24 protein-coding genes are annotated in these 17,657 nt (G+C 52.3%); 7 read left to right on the top strand and 17 right to left on the bottom strand.

The features are described from left to right. Positions 1–8 precede the first annotated feature (8 nt). The 5 genes from HA50_RS17910 to HA50_RS17930 form a co-directional block, all read right to left on the bottom strand. Positions 9–212 (bottom strand): tail protein X, encoded by a 204-nt coding sequence (locus HA50_RS17910; RefSeq protein ID WP_084876905.1) that lies wholly within the window; start codon positions 210–212, stop codon positions 9–11. After that, on the bottom strand, positions 212–679 hold the full coding sequence (locus tag HA50_RS17915) for a head completion/stabilization protein (RefSeq protein WP_084876906.1): 468 nt from the start codon (positions 677–679) through the stop codon (positions 212–214). Before HA50_RS17915 ends, HA50_RS17910 begins: the two co-directional genes overlap by 1 nt. 91 nt (positions 680–770) lie before the next feature. Then, positions 771–1,439, bottom strand: coding sequence for a phage terminase small subunit (locus tag HA50_RS17920; protein WP_084876907.1), 669 nt, complete (start codon positions 1,437–1,439; stop codon positions 771–773). Between the two features lie 3 nt (positions 1,440–1,442). Then, on the bottom strand, positions 1,443–2,492 hold the full coding sequence (locus HA50_RS17925; RefSeq protein ID WP_084876908.1) for a phage major capsid protein, P2 family: 1,050 nt from the start codon (positions 2,490–2,492) through the stop codon (positions 1,443–1,445). Between the two features lie 49 nt (positions 2,493–2,541). Continuing rightward, on the bottom strand, positions 2,542–3,387 hold the full coding sequence (locus HA50_RS17930; protein WP_084876909.1) for a GPO family capsid scaffolding protein: 846 nt from the start codon (positions 3,385–3,387) through the stop codon (positions 2,542–2,544). A gap of 145 nt (positions 3,388–3,532) precedes the next feature. Here HA50_RS17930 and HA50_RS17935 point away from each other — a divergent pair, with 145 nt between their 5' ends. Together HA50_RS17935 and HA50_RS17940 are read left to right on the top strand one after the other, a co-directional pair. Then, a complete protein-coding gene (locus HA50_RS17935; RefSeq protein ID WP_084876910.1) occupies positions 3,533–5,296 on the top strand; it encodes a terminase ATPase subunit family protein in 1,764 nt (587 codons plus the stop codon). After that, entirely contained in the window at positions 5,296–6,336 is a 1,041-nt protein-coding gene (locus HA50_RS17940; RefSeq protein WP_084876911.1) for a phage portal protein, read from the top strand. Before HA50_RS17935 ends, HA50_RS17940 begins: the two co-directional genes overlap by 1 nt. Before the next feature lie 116 nt (positions 6,337–6,452). Here the strand turns inward: HA50_RS17940 and arsH are convergent, their stop codons facing one another. Next, positions 6,453–7,151: an arsenical resistance protein ArsH gene (gene arsH, locus HA50_RS17945; protein ID WP_084876912.1), complete on the bottom strand. Its 699-nt coding sequence runs from the start codon at positions 7,149–7,151 to the stop codon at positions 6,453–6,455. 85 nt (positions 7,152–7,236) lie between these two features. On the opposite strand from arsH, the gene HA50_RS17950 reads away from it, so the two are divergent. The 3 genes from HA50_RS17950 to arsC are packed head-to-tail and all read left to right on the top strand — an operon-like array spanning position 7,237 to position 9,329. Next, positions 7,237–7,557 (top strand): transcriptional regulator, encoded by a 321-nt coding sequence (locus HA50_RS17950; RefSeq protein WP_009639374.1) that lies wholly within the window; start codon positions 7,237–7,239, stop codon positions 7,555–7,557. 44 nt (positions 7,558–7,601) lie between these two features. After that, the gene (locus HA50_RS17955; protein ID WP_084876914.1) at positions 7,602–8,891 is read left to right on the top strand and encodes an arsenic transporter; all 1,290 of its coding nucleotides are present in this window, start codon (positions 7,602–7,604) and stop codon (positions 8,889–8,891) included. A gap of 12 nt (positions 8,892–8,903) precedes the next feature. Continuing rightward, entirely contained in the window at positions 8,904–9,329 is a 426-nt protein-coding gene (gene arsC / locus HA50_RS17960; protein ID WP_084876916.1) for a glutaredoxin-dependent arsenate reductase, read from the top strand. A gap of 475 nt (positions 9,330–9,804) precedes the next feature. On the opposite strand, the gene HA50_RS17970 is transcribed toward arsC, so the two are convergent. The 11 genes from HA50_RS17970 to HA50_RS18020 all read right to left on the bottom strand — a co-directional run bounded on the left by HA50_RS17970 (position 9,805) and on the right by HA50_RS18020 (position 15,211). Then, complete coding sequence (locus HA50_RS17970; protein ID WP_084876921.1) at positions 9,805–10,062, bottom strand: hypothetical protein; 258 nt, start codon at positions 10,060–10,062, stop codon at positions 9,805–9,807. A 76-nt stretch (positions 10,063–10,138) separates the two neighbouring features. Continuing rightward, a complete protein-coding gene (locus HA50_RS17975; RefSeq protein WP_084876924.1) occupies positions 10,139–10,372 on the bottom strand; it encodes a DinI-like family protein in 234 nt (77 codons plus the stop codon). Positions 10,373–10,381: 9 nt separating this feature from the next. Further along, a complete protein-coding gene (locus HA50_RS17980; RefSeq protein ID WP_084876927.1) occupies positions 10,382–10,567 on the bottom strand; it encodes a hypothetical protein in 186 nt (61 codons plus the stop codon). 170 nt (positions 10,568–10,737) lie between these two features. Then, entirely contained in the window at positions 10,738–13,017 is a 2,280-nt protein-coding gene (locus tag HA50_RS17985; protein WP_084876930.1) for a replication endonuclease, read from the bottom strand. A gap of 38 nt (positions 13,018–13,055) precedes the next feature. Next, positions 13,056–13,352, bottom strand: coding sequence for a DUF3850 domain-containing protein (locus tag HA50_RS17990; protein ID WP_084876932.1), 297 nt, complete (start codon positions 13,350–13,352; stop codon positions 13,056–13,058). Between the two features lie 18 nt (positions 13,353–13,370). Continuing rightward, on the bottom strand, positions 13,371–13,577 hold the full coding sequence (locus HA50_RS17995) for a TraR/DksA C4-type zinc finger protein (protein WP_244193596.1): 207 nt from the start codon (positions 13,575–13,577) through the stop codon (positions 13,371–13,373). Further along, the gene (locus HA50_RS18000) at positions 13,577–13,804 is read right to left on the bottom strand and encodes a DUF2732 domain-containing protein (protein WP_084876426.1); all 228 of its coding nucleotides are present in this window, start codon (positions 13,802–13,804) and stop codon (positions 13,577–13,579) included. The genes HA50_RS17995 and HA50_RS18000 overlap by 1 nt, the downstream gene beginning before the upstream one ends. 70 nt (positions 13,805–13,874) lie before the next feature. Next, on the bottom strand, positions 13,875–14,192 hold the full coding sequence (locus HA50_RS18005; RefSeq protein WP_244193618.1) for a hypothetical protein: 318 nt from the start codon (positions 14,190–14,192) through the stop codon (positions 13,875–13,877). A gap of 64 nt (positions 14,193–14,256) precedes the next feature. After that, positions 14,257–14,439, bottom strand: a complete 183-nt coding sequence (locus HA50_RS18010; RefSeq protein ID WP_084876935.1) for a phage filamentation protein Fil family protein — start codon at positions 14,437–14,439, stop codon at positions 14,257–14,259. 10 nt (positions 14,440–14,449) lie between these two features. Beyond that, a complete protein-coding gene (locus HA50_RS18015) occupies positions 14,450–14,959 on the bottom strand; it encodes a phage regulatory CII family protein (protein ID WP_084876938.1) in 510 nt (169 codons plus the stop codon). A 30-nt stretch (positions 14,960–14,989) separates the two neighbouring features. Next, positions 14,990–15,211, bottom strand: a complete 222-nt coding sequence (locus HA50_RS18020) for a regulator (RefSeq protein WP_084876940.1) — start codon at positions 15,209–15,211, stop codon at positions 14,990–14,992. A gap of 140 nt (positions 15,212–15,351) precedes the next feature. On the opposite strand from HA50_RS18020, the gene HA50_RS18025 reads away from it, so the two are divergent. Next, positions 15,352–15,933 carry a phage repressor protein CI gene (locus HA50_RS18025; RefSeq protein WP_084876943.1) on the top strand — a complete coding sequence of 194 codons (582 nt, stop codon included), beginning with the start codon at positions 15,352–15,354 and terminating at the stop codon, positions 15,931–15,933. After that, a complete protein-coding gene (locus HA50_RS18030) occupies positions 15,930–16,967 on the top strand; it encodes a phage integrase (RefSeq protein WP_084876945.1) in 1,038 nt (345 codons plus the stop codon). Before HA50_RS18025 ends, HA50_RS18030 begins: the two co-directional genes overlap by 4 nt. The last annotated feature ends 690 nt before the right edge of the window (positions 16,968–17,657 follow it).

Below are 17,657 nucleotides of genomic sequence, written 5' to 3' on the forward strand. Positions count from 1 at the left end.
GCCATGATTCAGTCCCACAGGTTGACGGTTTCCGACGTTGACGACTCCGGCAGGTCGGGCAGCTCGACGGCATAGCCGTGCGGCAGTAACGGCCCGGCATCCGCCAGACCGTTATTCGCTGCATAAACCAGCTCCGTGACCTGCTCCGTACGCCCGTAATAACGGTTGCAGATTTCGTCAACGGTATCACCCTGCATCGCGTAGACCTTCATCACAGCAGGTCCACAATGCAGCCCGGCCGTGAGGCGATGCGGCTGATACTGAATCGCGCATCGCGCCAGTATTCGTCCGCGCTGGCCTCAATTTCTCCGGCCTTTTTCGTGCCGGTCGCGTCATAGCCGCGATAGCGCTCGGTGATAGTGGCGGCGGTCAGTGAGGCGACGGCCGTAACGTAATGCGTCACTTTCTCGCTGACGCCGTCCAGGGTTTCGGCCGGGACATCGGGCAGCGTTTTATAGCCCGCCGCCATCTGGTCAGCCCGCCAGTCGTACAGCTCGGCGTTCACTTCTGAAATCGCCGTTTTTACCGCGAGGCGCAGGCGCTCCGCCGTGACCGTTCCCTCGTAGCGCAGCGCATCACGCAGCTGCTTCAGGTCAATGTCAGGCCAGAAAAACGTATTCTTTACCGGCGGCTCGGCACTCTCTGCCGGTCGCGGTGCGGGGATCACTACCGTGGTCATAATTGGCCTCTGAATAGGTGGGCGGTGGAGGACAGCGCAGAAGCCTGAAAGGCGCATTGCTGTCCTGCCGCCCGGCGCGGGGCGCGTCCGGTCAGCGGCTGGCCTGTGCCTGCTTTTTCATGGCAGTCGCCAGCCGCTCAATGTCTTTTTTCACGCCGCAGCCCTCGTGCAGTTGCAGCGCGCGTTTAAGGTGATGCATGGCCTCATGAGTCCCGCCCGCGTCGCGATACACATACCCGGCAATTTTGTGCAGCTTGGCGCGCACCTGGTCGGGCATGTCTTCGGCGTCGGTCAGCCGGATGGTTTCCAGCAACGGCGCAATCTCCACCGTTTCTTTTGCCGTCCAGGCGCGCGTCGCGGTGCTGGCTACTTCTTCGGCCAGCAGATAGGGCAGGCTGTCGCGCTTGAATCCGTCAGGTGTCACCAGCCCGTGTTGCAGGGCATAGCGGGCGATTTCCAGCGCACCGGTGACGTCACCGGTATCGAGTCGCCAGATCATGACGGTCATCACGACGGCATCCTGCACACCGTGCCCGCCGCTCATCACGCCTGCAATCCACGGCAGATAGTCCGGCAGCAGCTGGCGTTTCAGCTCCGCCTTACGCTCTACTGAGTGAATTTTCTTCAGGTGGCGCTTGTCCTCGTTGAGTTTCACGAGCATCTGCTCATAGCCGGTAGCGTGGCGCAGCGGGTTAACATCCCGCTGCTGTGCGGTTTCGGCCTGGACGCGCATACGGTGACGGCGGGCGGGACTCAGCATTGGTTATGCTCCTGCTGCGCTGAAGTCGCCCAACTCGATGTTTTCCACCAGGCATCCGGCTGCGTAATCCTCGATCACGTAGTCCTCGTTGATGGATTCGTAATTCTCGATGCGGTCGCGCTTCGCCACTTCATCAATCAGGCGGCGGTGCGTGCCTTCCTGCCAGTAGATGGACAGGTTATCCAGGCGGGTGATCAGCAGGGCACTGGCCGGGAAGTACGGCACACGGACGGCGGGCAGGTTGCCGATGCGTTTCTGGCTGATGATCATGTCAGTCGCCAGCTGTTCGGTGCTGGCCTGGTTCTGGTTTACCAGCGGGAAATACTTGTCAGCCAGCAGCTGACGACCGCAGATAACAACCAGCTCCGGATCTTCCTGATACCAGGGTTCGATCAGGTCGTTGGTCGCATCCATCACCAGCGCATCGAGGTTGGCGTAATCACCCCCTTTACCCACGCGGATTTTTGCGGTTGTGGTGCCATCGCCAGAGGTGATTTTGTCCATCACGCGATCAGGGGCGTTGTCGCGGTACTTCTGCAGCCAGCCTTTTGCCACGTCCTGCAACATCGGATTGGCTGCGCGGTTAGAGGTTTTGGCACGACTGGTGCCGTTAAAGCCAATCATGATGCGATCCAGCGCCTGGCGTTTCACGATGGCGTCACGCAGACGGGCCTGAAAATCTTCGTAGCGTGCCCACAGGTCGAGCTGGTTATAGCGGATATGGAAGTCAAAGTTGACCTGGACACACTCGTAGCCTTCGGCGTCGAGCGCGGAGAAATCAGCGGTTTCACGCTCGTCGCCGCCTGCCGTGTCGGCGGTGCTGGCAATCGAACCGGACACGCCGATCCCGATTTTCTCGCCCTTCATTTCTGTCACCGGCACGATGTTGATGCGGGTCAGAAACTCGGATGACTCCTGCACGCGGTTCATCAGCGTCTGCGATACCGACGGCTCGACGGTGAATTTCTTGTTCATGTCGCCGGTTTCGACGCCGTTCAGCTCGGCCAGGCGGGACATGTAAGCGTTAAATTTAAAGCGGGTATTCTGGCGCATTAGCGTTCCTGTTTATCAGTGTTCGGGGGTGTTCTCAGACCGGGCGTTATCAGCAGTCGGTCTGCGCGCTGCCTTTGCCGTCGCCACCGGTTGACGGCGGGCGGCGGGTAAAACTGCCGTCGGTTTTCGTGAGTTTGTCCTGTAGCGCGCTCATGGCCTCGCGGTCTTCGCCGGTCTGTTTCTCCAGCGCATCAAGGCGGTCAGAAAAGGTTTTCTCCAGCGTCGCCAGCTGCTGCGTATGCGCATCACTGTTCTGCTGGACCTGCTCGGCGACCGTTGTCACCGCCGCGCTCACGTCGCTGAAACGCTCGTCATCGGTTTTCTCTTTGCGGGAAAACAACTCTTTCACGCGGGTCAGCAGCGACGGGCCTGCGTCGGCTTCTTCGTAGAACTCGATCAGGGTTTCTTCGGCGGCGCTGAACAGGTTTTCTTTATCCTGCTTGCGGGACGCCAGCGGATTCGCTTTGGCGCTGGCGCTGAAGCTCAGGTATTCCGTGCCGAGGCTCGCCGGGTCATCGGTCACGGCCAGACCAACCAGATAAGCCTCGCCGGTGTCGGCAAATTTAGGGTTGACCTCGATTGAGGTGTAAATCTTCTGCCGGGCTTTGGTCAGGTCAACCAGATCAGGAGTGGGATCGATATAGCCATACAGGGCCAGTTTGCCTTTCAGCGCGCCGTCGGTGATTTCCTCCGCCTCGACTTTCGTCACATCGCCAAAGCGGCGAAATGTACTGTCAGCGGCATAACCCTTGATGTGTTCCATGTTGACGCGGGCACCGTACACGGCCGGGTCATAGTTTTTTGCCATCTGCGTGATCCACTCGCGGGAAATCACGCGGCCGTCGGTCGTTGCGCCTTCCGTTGCGATGCGAAAACGCTTTGCTTTAGTTGCCATTAATCAGGCTCCGGTCGGTTAAGGGGGTCGGTTCGGGGCCAGTTTCCCCGCCGTGGCGTAATCCCTCAACGAATGCCCGCCCGCTCACCGACCAGCAGACAGCGAGGACAGGCGCGCCCTTTTTGCCGCCGGTAGCCTTAGCGGCATGAACATGACACCCGGCACCACCATCAGCGATCCGCGCCGTCAGGCCGCACTGCTTTACTGGCAGGGCTACTCTGTGCGCCAGATAGCGGAGACGCTCGGACAGAAAACGCCAACCGTGCAGAGCTGGAAACTTCGCGATGAATGGGAGAACGTTGCGCCCATCAGCCGCGTGGAATTCAGTCTTGAGGCGCGGCTGACTCAGCTCATCCTCAAAGACGTGAAGGAGGGAAGGGACTACAAAGAGATAGACCTGCTCGGCCGACAGATTGAGCGGCTGGCCCGCGTCGAGCGCTACCGGGGCAGCGGCAACGAGGCGGATCTCAATCCGAACGTGCGCAACCGCAACCGGGGCGAGCGTCAGCCGGTTATCAAGAACGTTTTCAGCGACGAGCAGACCGACAAGCTGACCGGCCTGTTTATGGATGGCTGCTTTGAGTACCAGCTCAGCTGGCACAAAGCCGGGCTGGCGCACCGTATCCGCAACATCCTCAAATCCCGTCAGATTGGTGCAACGTTCTACTTTGCCCGCGAGGCGTTGCTTGATGCGCTGACTACCGGCCGCAACCAGATTTTTCTGTCTGCCAGCAAGGCGCAGGCGCATGTCTTCAAAAATTACATTATTGATTTTGCCCGGTCGGTGGATGTTGACCTGAAGGGTGATCCGATTGTGCTGCCAAACAGTGCCCGCCTGATTTTTCTCGGCACCAACGTGCGCACCGCGCAGAGCTACACCGGCAATCTGTACCTGGATGAATATTTCTGGATACCAAAATTCCAGGAGCTGCGCAAAGTCGCCAGCGGCATGTCGCTGCATAAGAAATGGCGCACCACGTATTTTTCGACGCCGTCGAGCCTGTCGCACAGCGCGTATCCGTTCTGGTCCGGGGAGCTGTTTAACAAAGGACGACGCAACCGGGATGACCGTATCGAGATTGACCTGTCTCATTCGCACCTGGCAAAAGGTGCGCTGTGCGGTGACGGCCAGTGGCGGCAGATTGTTACCGTTGAAGATGCGCTGACGGGCGGCTGCGACCTGTTCGACATCGATCAGCTGCAACTCGAATACAGCCCGCATGAATATCAGAACCTGCTGATGTGTGAGTTTGTCGACGACGAGGCCAGCGTGTTTCCGTTCGCCGAGTTGCAGGGGTGCATGGTCGACAGCCTGGAGGAATGGACCGACTTTAACCCGTATGCGCTGCGCCCGTTCGATTACCGCCCGGTGTGGATTGGTTACGATCCCTCGCACACCGGCGATAGCGCAGGCTGTGCCGTTATCGCGCCACCGCTGGTTGTCGGTGGCAAATTCCGCGTGCTGGAGCGCCACCAGTGGCGCGGCATGGACTTTGCCGCGCAGGCGCAGTCGATTAAAGAACTGACGGAGAAATACGCCGTTGAATACATCGGCATTGATGCGACCGGCATCGGCCAGGGTGTGTTTCAGCTGGTCCGCCAGTTCTACCCGGCCGCGCGGGAAATCCGTTACACCCCCGAGGTGAAAACCGCAATGGTGCTGAAGGCAAAAGACACCATCAGCAGCGGCCGGCTTGAATATGACGCAGGCCAGACCGACATCACCCAATCCTTTATGGCTATCCGCAAAACCATGACCGCCAGCGGCAACCGCTCCACCTATGAGGCAAGCCGCAGCGAAGACGCCAGCCACGCCGACGTCGCCTGGGCAGTCATGCACGCACTGTTAAACGAACCGCTTACCGCAGCCAGCGGCGGCGCAAATCCTTCTTTCATGGAATTCTACTGATGAGCAAACGCAAAGGCCGCAAGGCATTTACCGCACCTGTCCGGCCCGCGCCGGTGGCATCGCAGCCGGTGGAGGCGTTCACCTTTGGCGATCCCACGCCGGTGATGGATAAGCGCGATATTCTGGATTATGCCGAGTGTATCCATAACGGCCGCTGGTATGAGCCGCCGGTCAGCTTTCACGGGCTGGCGAAAAGTCTGCGCTCGGCGGTGCATCACAGCTCGCCGTTGTATGTGAAGCGCAATATACTGGCCTCGACCTTTATCCCGCACCCACTTCTCAGTCAGCAGGAGTTCAGCAAATTCGCGCTGGATTATCTGGTGTTCGGCAACGCCTTTGCCGAGCTGCGCCGCAATGCGCTCGGCCAGCCGCTGCGACTGGAAACCTCACCGGCCAAATACACGCGGCGCGGGGTTGAGGATGGGGTGTACTGGTTTGTGAATGAGTGGAAAGACGCACACCAGTTTGAAGTCGGGCAGGTGTTTCACCTTATCGAGCCGGATATCAATCAGGAGCTGTACGGCCTGCCGGAATACCTCAGCGCGCTTAACTCCGCCTGGCTGAATGAGTCGGCAACGCTGTTCCGCCGCAAGTATTATCAGAACGGCGCGCACGCCGGTTACATTCTGTACATGACCGACGCGGCGCAGAGCAGCAGTGATATCGATCGGATGCGCCAGGCGATGCGCGACACGAAAGGGCTGGGGAACTTCCGCAATCTGTTTATGTACGCGCCGAACGGAAAACCGGACGGGATTAAAATTCTGCCGCTGAGTGAGGTGGCAACGAAAGACGATTTTTTCAATATCAAGAAGGCCAGCCGCGACGACCTGTTAAGCGCGCACCGCGTACCGCCGCAGATGATGGGGATTATCCCGGATAACACGGGTGGGTTTGGTGACGCGGTTAAGGCGGCGCAGGTATTTGTCCGCAATGAGCTGACACCGTTGCAGGAACGCCTGAAGGAGATTAACAGCTGGATTGGTGATGAGGTAATAACTTTCCGCCCCTACGAGCTGGAAGCAACCAGCACAGCCTGATTTGATTAGTCAGGCGTGTTCTAACGGCTCAGAGCTTAACCTAATCTGACAGGCAGCTCTGTGCCAGGAGCGGACGTTGTTAAGCTCATGCAGTATGGATTAACGAAGAACAGACGTTATATTTTGTCCTGATTGACACGGGATGAAAGCTCCTGATGGCTTTCTTTTCGCTCGCTGTAACGATCCGCAAGATAACTGGTTTGTCCCTTAAGCAGCAGCGTGATTTTAAACAGCTCCTCGGCTACATCGACGATGCGGTCATACCATGACGAAGGTTTCATTCGTCCGTTTTCGTCGAACTCTTGCCATGCCTTGGCTACGGAGGACTGGTTGGGGATAGTAAACATCCGCATCCAGCGGCCCAGAATACGCATCTGGTTCACTGCATTGAAGGACTGTGAACCGCCGCAGACCTGCATTACCGCAAGTGTTTTTCCCTGCGAAGGACGAACCGCGCCTTCACTTAATGGTATCCAGTCAATCTGCGCCTTCATAACTGCGCTCATAGCCCCGTGCCGTTCCGGAGAACTCCACACCATCCCGTCACACCATCTGACCAGTCCGCGCAGCTCGGTGACTTTAGGATGCGTGTCCGGCGCATCATCCGGCAGGGGTAAACCGGAGGGGTTAAAGAGTTTTACCACCGCGCCCATCGCCGTCAGCAGGCGACCAGCTTCTTCCGCGGCAAAGCGGCTGTAGGAGCGCTCTCTTACTGAGCCATACAGGATCAGAATCCGTGGCGGCTCCTGCAGGTGCAGGCGTTCAGCGATGTGTTGATCAAAGCATTCAGTATTCAGGGCAGGAAATTGTTCCATTATTCTCCTCCGAAGAGAGCAGATGATTTCAAAGTTAACACATATGATTTACCATATGTATATTCTAAAGGGAACGGAGTGAAAAATGCTACAACCTGTTCAGCTTTTCAAAATCCTGTCGGATGAAACACGGCTCGCCATCGTCATGCTTCTCCGGGAGTCAGGAGAACTGTGCGTCTGCGATATCTGCGCGGCCATTTCCGAATCGCAGCCCAAAATCTCGCGACATATGGCTATCCTTCGCGAGGCTGGGCTGGTTCTGGACCGTCGTGAAGGCAAATGGATCCACTATCGTCTGTCACCCCACATACCGGCATGGGCAGCTGAGACAATCACGACGTCCTGGCAGTGTATGCGGGAGGATGTGCGTGAATGGCTGGATAAATCAGCCTGCACCTCCTGCTGAAAAAGAAAAACACATTTACATAATCATATATAATGGAGTCTGAGATGCTTTTGGCAGGGAGTATATTTTTACTGACGCTGGTACTGGTGATCTGGCAACCCAGAGGCCTGAGTATTGGCTGGAGCGCGAGTATCGGGGCTGTGCTGGCGCTGGTAACCGGTGTCATCCATATCGCTGATATTCCCGTTGTCTGGAATATCGTCTGGAACGCGACAGCGGCATTTATTGCGGTCATTATCATCAGCCTGCTGCTCGATGAGTCCGGCTTCTTTGAGTGGGCCGCACTGCATGTCTCCCGCTGGGGTAACGGACGTGGCCGCCTGCTGTTTACCTGGATAGTGTTACTCGGTGCCGCTGTTGCTGCTTTGTTCGCCAATGACGGCGCCGCACTGATCCTGACGCCAATTGTGATTGCGATGCTGCTTGCAATGGGATTCAGCAAGGGCACAACGCTGGCCTTTGTGATGGCCGCAGGATTTATAGCAGATACGGCCAGCCTGCCGCTCATTGTTTCTAACCTGGTGAATATCGTCTCGGCGGACTTTTTCGGTCTGGGGTTTACGCAGTATGCCTCCGTTATGATCCCCGTAGATGTAGCAGCGATTGCGGCCACGCTGGTCATGCTGCATCTCTTCTTCCGCAGGGACATTCCGGCGACGTATGACGTTTCGCTGCTGAAGACGCCTGCCAGTGTGATAAAGGATCCGGCAACGTTCAGGGCGGGCTGGATTGTCCTGTTATTGCTGCTTGTCGGTTTCTTTGTTCTGGAGCCTCTGGGGATCCCGGTCAGTGCGATAGCCGCTACTGGCGCAGCAGTACTGTTTATAGTGGCGAAAAGAGGTCAAGCCATCAACACCGGAAAAGTCCTACGCGGTGCGCCATGGCAGATCGTTATTTTTTCACTGGGCATGTACCTGGTGGTCTATGGCCTGCGCAATGCAGGGCTCACGGAGTATCTGTCAGGCGTGCTGAACCTGCTGGCAGAAAAGGGGTTATGGGCAGCAACGTTCGGCACCGGGTTCCTGACCGCGTTCCTGTCGTCGGTAATGAATAATATGCCGACGGTGCTGATTGGCGCGCTGTCGATTGACGGGAGTACGGCGACTGGCGTCGTCAAAGAGGCAATGATTTATGCCAACGTGATTGGCTGCGATTTAGGCCCGAAAATCACCCCGATTGGCAGTCTGGCAACCCTGCTTTGGCTGCATGTGCTTGCCCAGAAAAATATAACGATTACCTGGGGATATTACTTCCGCACCGGCATTATCATGACTCTGCCCGTGCTGTTTGTCACTCTGGCCGCGCTGGCGTTGCGGCTCTCCATCACTTTGTAATGAGATACAGATATGAGCAACATTACCATCTATCACAACCCTGCCTGCGGCACTTCACGCAACACGCTGGAGATGATCCGTAACAGCGGCAACGAACCGACGATAATTTATTATCTCGATACGCCACCGACCTGCGATGAGCTGATTAAACTTATTTCAGATATGGGAATTACGGTGCGTGCATTACTGCGTAAGAATGTTGAGCCTTATGAACGCCTGGGTCTTGATGAAGAGAAATTTAGTGATGAGCAGTTGATTGATTTCATGCTTCAACATCCGATCCTGATTAATAGGCCGGTAGTCGTTACGCCGCTTGGTACTCGTCTTTGCCGCCCTTCAGAAATAGTGCTGGATATTCTACCGGAAGGTCAGAAAGGAGCGTTTACCAAAGAGGATGGCGAGAAGGTCATTGACGAAACGGGGAAGCGGATTAAGTAATCTGCCCACTTCAAAATATCGGACGCCTGTTTACGCTATGCAGGCGTCCGCTATCGCTCCAAGCCGACAGTCAGTTTTGATTGCGTTATACCCACAAAACTGTCAGTTCGAGTCTGAGTAAATCCTCCTGATTTCCGGTCGACTTGCAAATGGTCACCCCGCCTCATCTCTCTGTTAAAATCGCCACCTGACCGTACCCTTTCAGACGCTCTCAGACGCGTTTTACGGGGTTTTGCCGTTTCGCTCCCCTGTTTCGCTGCGATGGCGAGCGCCCGCCTCCGTGCGGCTGGTGCAGCCTGTTCATACATGTTTGCCCCCCTCGCGCGCAATGCTATCCCCGCCACGCCTGCCCGCTTTGTGCATCGCTTTTAATGCAGTTGCATGATCCATGAAAAACGGCACCTGAACTGGTGCCGTTATCGATTTTGACTGTGGTTTGATGCATGCAGATCCATGCACCTTATGCATGCATCACTCATTCCAGCACAAAATCGTCAGGGGAATCTGGCTTCCTGGTTGCTAGGCTATCCTGTTCCTGCATAAAAAGTATGCCCTGACGGAGGGATACGGGGTAAGAAAGCTCAAACATGAAAACAAAGTCATAGGTACGCCCGAGCCAGTAACCACCGCCGATCTCTTTTGGCCTCTGGAAAAATACCCATTCACCAGGCTTGTAATAAGTCAGCGTTTCACCCCGGTAAACAATCTGGAATTTTTCAACGCTTTTAACCATGAACTAACGCCTCGCGGTGCTCGTTGTTCAACCTTGCTAACGCCAAAATAAGGATTTTGACGCCAGCAACGTTATATCAATGCTGCCAGCTGTCGTCCTGCCAAACGGTCTGGAGGATGTCCATTACATTTTTTTTATCTTCATCCTGCCTGATGCCGCTTAACTCAATGCCGTTTGCGCTTCCCTTACGAATTCGGATTGCCGTTTTAGGGTAAATGGGAAGGAGGTTTTTAAGTAACTCTGACTCAAGAGCATCAAGCGTTGCCTGACTGATTTTCTGCTCTTTGTCGATCATGATTTCGATTCGCATGGGTGAACCTCATTCAGCAGCGTAGAAAAATTCGTCATCAGAATGTTGATGAGTCTCTGAGTTTGCCAATTCAGCAATAATTGTGAGCGCCAACTCCAGGTCAGACGGCTTGCAGTTCGCGATTAGTGATATCTCCGCAATGAACTGCACGCACGCCATTTTCTTATGTATCTGGCTTGAATCCTGAACCGTCATCTTCCCTCCCTAATGGTACTGTGTTTTTATACAGTATCACAGCATTCGCAACTAGAGAAAGAAAAATGTACATACCTGAAAGGATTTTCATCTGACTGATACAAAAGCACTTTCCGAGCAGTTCCTTGCTGCAGTGAACGGAAGAATGTTTGTAATGAAATGCCTATTGGTTACAGGGTGTTTAACCTGTTTACTCTATCGATGGGCGTGTTTTTTCTGACTGAATCAGCTAAACGGTTAAAACGTTCTAATATCCCATCCTTTCTTACCTCGATATTTGGGCGTAGCAGGTCGCCATAAGCCGAACTGCGGAACATTCGTCCGGCTATTTCGGTCTGAGTGCCACTAATCAAACGCACGGCCAGCCCGCGACTGATAGTTTCGCCGCATAAATCTCTAACCTGGCTAATCACGTTATCGCAAGCCGATTCAATTTTGTCTGACCGTCTAAATTTAAGATGCTGCTTTTGAGGCTCTTGTGCTCTTATTCGGGTAAAAAGCTGCCGCCGTTCTTTACGGTTCATGCTTTCAAAGTCAATTTTCTCGAAACTTTCCGGCGGGTTCGAATCCTCAGATCTCAAACCTCCCGTACAGTTATTGACAGAACTCCAAGAGGGCGCGGACGCGCCCTTAAGGTCAACGGCCAAATCAAGGGCACGTTTTGGAACAATCCTCCACTGTGCCAGGCGGGTTAAAATTGGCGTATCTGCGCCAACCTCCGTTGCATAAACTCCCTTAATACGGACAGTTTCTTCACCATATTCGTTAATGTCTTCGCTGGGCTGATACCAGGTGCGAACGGCCAGATCATCGCGGCGTACAAACGGCCCGCCCTGTGCATTAACATAAGCAGCCCAATCACCAGCGTCCGCAGCATCGTGCGCAGCTGCAAATTCAATGCTCAGGCCATGCGCGGTTTCACTGTCAGCCATGCGGCGGAGTTCACGATAAACCGTGACCGGTGCACCGCCTACAAACTGGAACTGGCGAATGTGCCAGCGTGCTGCCCAGGCTGAAACCGCTGGCGCAGTCTCTTTCAACAATTTGCCGCTTTCGTCGTCCAGCTCGCCATCGAGCGCATAGCCATCAATGTTTTTAGAGATGTACTTCGCTATGTATCCGGTGGCGCTGCCTTTCTCCGGGTCGATGGCTTCAGCGTGAAAACGCGCTTTACGGGCCTTATCGGTTGTCAGTTCGCTGCTGTCTTCCTGCCAGGCATAATCGCGCATGACTTCACGCACGCGATCAACATTTTCAGGAAGCATGAACATCAGCATGTGCCAGTGTGGGGTCGCATCGTGATGAGGTTCTGCAACACGGATCCCAAAGATGCGGATTTCTTCGCGGTGAAGTTTGGCGCGTATTTTTTGCCAGACATTGCAGAGATAGCGCTGCGTGTCCGCCGGGCTTGCACCGTTCCACTTACGGTTACGATGGCCGGTCTTGATTGTGGCGTGATAGCGCGCCGGGGCAGTCAGCGTATAAAACTCACCAACAAACCCCATCTGATTGCAGATATTTTCAAAGCCACGGATCCGGTTCATTAACTCACAGCGCTTGATAGCCGGATTTGAAACGCTCCCGTCGAACTTATCGATCAAACTGATTCGCTCGCCAGTCTCCTCGTTCTCCAGCTCAAGCCCTTTAAGAAATTCACGCGTGCGGCGCTTTTGCTCACGCCATTCAGCAACAGTCATATTGCTTGCGTATGGGGTGTGCTTCTTGCTGACGTTAGCGAGCGCAATTTGCAGATGTTCACGCCATGATGATGCAACACGACGCAGGCGGCTTTTCCACCATTTTTCCGTTTTCATGCGCATGATCGCTGGCGTAACTTCTTCAGGATCAAACAGACGGGATGTGACTTTTTCCCATAGCGGCGGGGTCTGATTAAACTCACGGGTAATAGTGGCTGCGGTCATATAAACGCGATGCGTATACCGATAATCTGACTCAGTGCTGACCTGTTCGTGCACCTGCGCCAGTTCGGCCATGATGAAATTAGCGATATCACCGGACAGGAGATCAACGTCAGAACGAGCCATATCAGGCAGACGGTTAAAGCGCTTCATTAATTCCCACAGCGCGCCGCCAGCACTGGCCGCACCTGTTTTTCTGATGGCGTTCTCAGTCAGCAGATTAAATGTGCCAGCTTTCATTTCACCGAGATGATACTGCGCGTTAACGACTTCAACGCGTGGCAATGTGCGCTCTACGAAAGTTTTCGTAAAGTACGCATTGGCACGGGCTGTGCCCTGTGTTTTTTCAAGATCACTGATACGGTGTTTAACGTCGAGCTGCACCAGAGTTGGCTGCTTTTCGAGTAGCTCCTGTGCATGCACTAAAGCCGCAATCATCTGACTGCGGCTACGGGCTTCCTCATAAGTGGGATATGGGCTGGTGATGGCTTCCCGTGGGGCATTCCACGGGTAGGCGTATTCCTGGAACATTCACATAACCCGGCGTAAACGCTGTTGCATAATGGTGCTCATGACAATTCCCTCAACTTTGCAGCAAGAATTTCAATAGCGTAATCATGAGGAGTGGTTGAAATTGAAAGTACCACCCAATCTGAACCTGAATTAATAAAGTCTTTAACCGGCAATATGTGAGTTACCTCTACAAGAATTACGTCAGGAGTAAATTCACTTTTAAACTCACACAACAAGAGATAATCACCGCAATGAAAATTGCGGTCATTAATTCTTAGCTCTGCTTTTTTTGTGCCATTACATACAGCCTCAAAATGCTCAGGGGTTATTTTCAGGCAATGAATCTTTCTCATAACTCAGTTCCTTTGTAATTAGCGTTTTTTAAACTCGCTGAATTCTTTGCACATCACACAGACAGACACACCCGGCAACGCACGACGACGCGCCTCGGGAATTTCTTCACCGCATGAAAGACAGAAAAACTCACTCGCCCCTGATGGACGGTGAGTTGCATTTGCCAGATTGCGCGCCAGTTCTTCCTGTACGCGCTGTTGAACCCGGTCCATTGAGTCAGCCATTAGTGCAGCTCCTGCGATTCATTCTGATAACGCTCTGCTTCCCGGCGTATCAGGTCGGCAGCTTCAATGCCGCTTAAACCTTTTTGATGCACATGTACCGCCAGTTCAACGAGGCGCTCAGAAACCGCCAGCGCACGGTCTTTGCGTTCCTCAACTCGCGCTTTAGTGATGATTGCTGCCAGCGCTTCAGTGTCGGCATCAAACTTATGTATTTCGATATTTCGCATTTCTCTTTCTCCAGAATTTGGGCAAAAAAAGGCCCGGCGGGTTTACGCCATTTAATTTATTGAGTGTTATTTACTCAGCTAAAAAACAGTCTGCCGTTGAAAACTGACGCGGTAATATCCGGCCCCAGCGCGCCATTTTATTCATGGCAATAATAATCAACTCCCGTCGATGCTCTTCAAAATATTGAAAAGGTTTACCAATCTCCTCCGGCTTAAAAGTTTTCGGGTTTTCACGATTAGCCAATGTCAGAACACAGAATTTGAATTCATCATTCTGATGATTGAAATAACGCAATGCGGGGTTCGCATTGTTGTCTCGCATTTGACGCCACTTTTTACGAAATTCATCAAACGTCATTGGCTGAAGCTTATCAACACGAGCGCCCATCAAATGAATTTTGGAAAAACTGGCGGGTTCGTGTTGTTTCGGTACTTCCCATAAAACTTGCATATTAACCACCGAATACACGGCGCAGGCGTAGAGCAAAACCGATGCGCTTAGTTGAAAGACCTTTGAGCAATGCCTGCTGACTGTCACACGGATGCCAGCGCTTGCCGTTCTCTCCCATAATCCAGCCATTGCCATATGACATTGACGGGCTTTGACGCTTTAGACGTGCTGCAAATGAGATCATCGCCCTACCTTCAGTTAATACCGATTGAAGCACCCAGCCCGCTTATTGCATCAACGGTTGAGGCTAAAGTCGGGTTTGACTGAATACGGGTTTGTACTGCCAGAGCGGCCAGCATCATGCAACGAATACCAGTATTGGCAGCTTCGACGATTCCACGGCGGCAGGTTGTTGTAATTTTCTCAGGGTCAGCGGCGTTAGCGGCCAGTAATCCAACCTCTGCGGTTGCCTTGAGCACATAAGCAGAATATTTATCCTTCGAAATTTCGTTGACCGGTACACATGGCAGGCATTGCAGTTGCGCAAGCGCGCCATCAATTAACGTCGCATCTTCCGTCAGATCAGTAAGCAAAAGCATCTCAGCGACCGTCAGTTGATGGACCTGATCAGGATTCAACTTGTTACGCAGGGTCTGAACTTTCATTTCAGCTTGCCCAGCCAATTCCGCCATGTTGTGCGTAAGAGCAAACTTGCGGCAGGCTTCGTCGAAATGACTATGTGTGGAAACCTTAAAATCAAACATGATTAGCCCTTGCCTAGTATCTAAGATTTATTACGCATTAAGCGAAATATCACATTCGCTTAAGGCTTGAATGGTAAGTGCGGCCATGTTGATTTCGACTAAACCTTTCTTCTGCAACCCTTTAGGTTTGATTGGCAACTTTCCGTATTCAATCAGGTTCTTGGCTGTTTCTTTGTTTGTCCCTGTACGGCGGCAGTATTCGTCGAGAGGCAGGTAAGGCTCGGGGATGATGATTGTAATGCTCGGGCGCATGGTGCAAACTCCTTAGCTAAATCCGATAGGTCAATATCGGTCAATAACGGGCAATGCGTCTTAAACTACAAAACGAGGACAGGTTAACTCGTAAAAAACTACACGTCAATATTGTGTAGCTTTTTGCTAACCAAAAACTTATGCCAAAACTACAAATCGACATGACCGGTGACAGCACCCCCATACTGGATCGGGTAATCGAGGCATACGGATTTGCCAAAAAAATTATGTTAGCTGATCATCTTGGCATCGCATCCAGCAGCTTAGCGGGACGCTATAAGCGTGATTTATTCCCTGCTGATATCGTTGTTCGCTGCATGGCCGAAACCGGGGCCACCCTTGAGTGGCTAGCAACCGGTAATGGGCATAAGTTTGATGAAAGCGAATCACAAGCGACCAATATAATTAGGAAAAAACTAGTGAATGGGATCATTCTTGATGATAAAAGTGTTTACTTTGATGAATCCCTTTACTCACATTTAAAAGAAGCCCCCATCCAACCTTTCCTCCTTTTAGATGAAGCATCACAGTTCATAATTGATACCAGCTTCAACGAAATTGAGGATGGCGACTGGCTTGTAGAAATCGAGGGAAAAACAAACATCCGAACCTTAACCCGTATCCCGGTTAGACGAGTTCACGTTAGTAGTTCTGGCATTGCTTTTGATTGCGCAATAGATGAGATCAAAGTAATTGGCCGCATAGCACTGACTATAAAATGACAATCCGCAAGTTAAGTTCAGGCCAATGGGTTGCAGATTTTTATGCTGTGAACCGAAGTGACGGAAAGCAGGGTAAGAGAGTACGCAAAAAGTTTGCAACCAAAGGCGAGGCGTTGGCTTTTGAAAACTACACACTTCAAAAAATAGAAGATGCCCCCTGGCTTGGTGATGGTAAAGACAGGCGAAAGCTAACGGATATCGTTCTGCTCTGGTTTGAACGGCATGGCATAACATTGCGTGACGGTGAAAAACGGAAAAGCTCGATGTTGTGGGCCGCTGAATGCATGGGGTCGCCGATGGCAACTGAATTCACCGCACAGCTTTTCACTGCGTACCGAGCGAAAAGACTGGAAGGGAAATTCTCACGCACTAAACGTGTTAGCCAAGTATCACCTCGAACTATGAATTTAGAGCATGCCTATTTTCTGGCTGTATTCAATGAATTGAAAAGGCTGGGCGAGTGGTCAGCACCTAACCCCTTAGAAAATGTAAGGCAGTTCAGGACTGAAGAAAGTGAGATGGCTTACCTTACTGGAGAGCAAATTGATCGGCTTTTGTATGAATGCAGGAACAGTTCAGCCAAAGACCTTGAGATGATAGTTAAACTTTGCTTAGCCACCGGTGCACGCTGGGGTGAGGCAGAGGCTCTTAAACGCTCCCAGTTATCCGCCGGTAAAGTTACATTCATCAAAACTAAAGGGAAAAAGAATCGAACTATTCCACTGGACCAGGATTTGTTGCTTGAGCTACCCCATAAGAATGGGGGTCTTTTTACCCCTTGCTATTACGCATTCAGGAACGCATTAGAAAGAGCCGAGATTGAACTTCCGGCCGGTCAGCTAACTCACGTCTTGCGCCATACTTTTGCGAGTCACTTTATGATGAATGGCGGCAATATATTGGTACTGCAAAAAATCCTCGGTCATACAGATATAAAAATGACTATGCGCTATGCCCACTTCGCCCCAAACCACTTAGAAGAAGCAGTTAGACTAAATCCGCTAAAGTGTCGCAAAAGTGTCGCAGCAAGTTAGGTTTATTGCCCTATATCGACTTATATTGACTTCGTAACTTCATGTTTTTTATTTAAGTTATTGTTTTTTGGTTGGCCTTAATGGTTCTCATAATCGCTTGGTCGCTGGTTCAAACCCAGCAGGGGCCACCAAATTTAGATATGTAAATCATGCACTTAAGCCGCTCTCTGAAGCGGTTTTTTTATTGGTCACTTTTAGAGTGGCGATGAAATGGCGATGGATTTTCACCGCCACACCTTCCAGCCTGACTATCGATAACAGGCAACCTCTGATTTAGAAGGACTCTAAATGAAGCATTTGAACGTAGTTTTGCTCAGTGCAGTCCAGCCTTAGTAGTTTCCTCTTCACCCGCAGCCAGTCTAACTTTCAGTGAGTTAGTAAATCTCGATATAGCGCCTGAATCAGTTATTGGTCCTTTTAACGGAAAAGAAGAGAACAAAGAGACATCAGGAGAGGTATACAGCCAACGCATTCTGGAGGCACAGCAAAAGTGGAAAGCCTACTGGGACCAGCTTTGTCTCTCAGTTGCTACTGAACTGGATGAGGATTCATATGATTATCAGTCATACATTGGCCAATGCACAATAAACCTAAATAAAAATCATGTCAGTGAAATTAAGCAGATGGAATTACCTCCTGCTAGCTGGCTTTAAAATATTGAGATATCCTTCATCTTTTTGTCATTGATAT

This window comes from Pantoea cypripedii (genome assembly GCF_002095535.1).
GTDB lineage: Bacteria > Pseudomonadota > Gammaproteobacteria > Enterobacterales > Enterobacteriaceae > Pantoea > Pantoea cypripedii.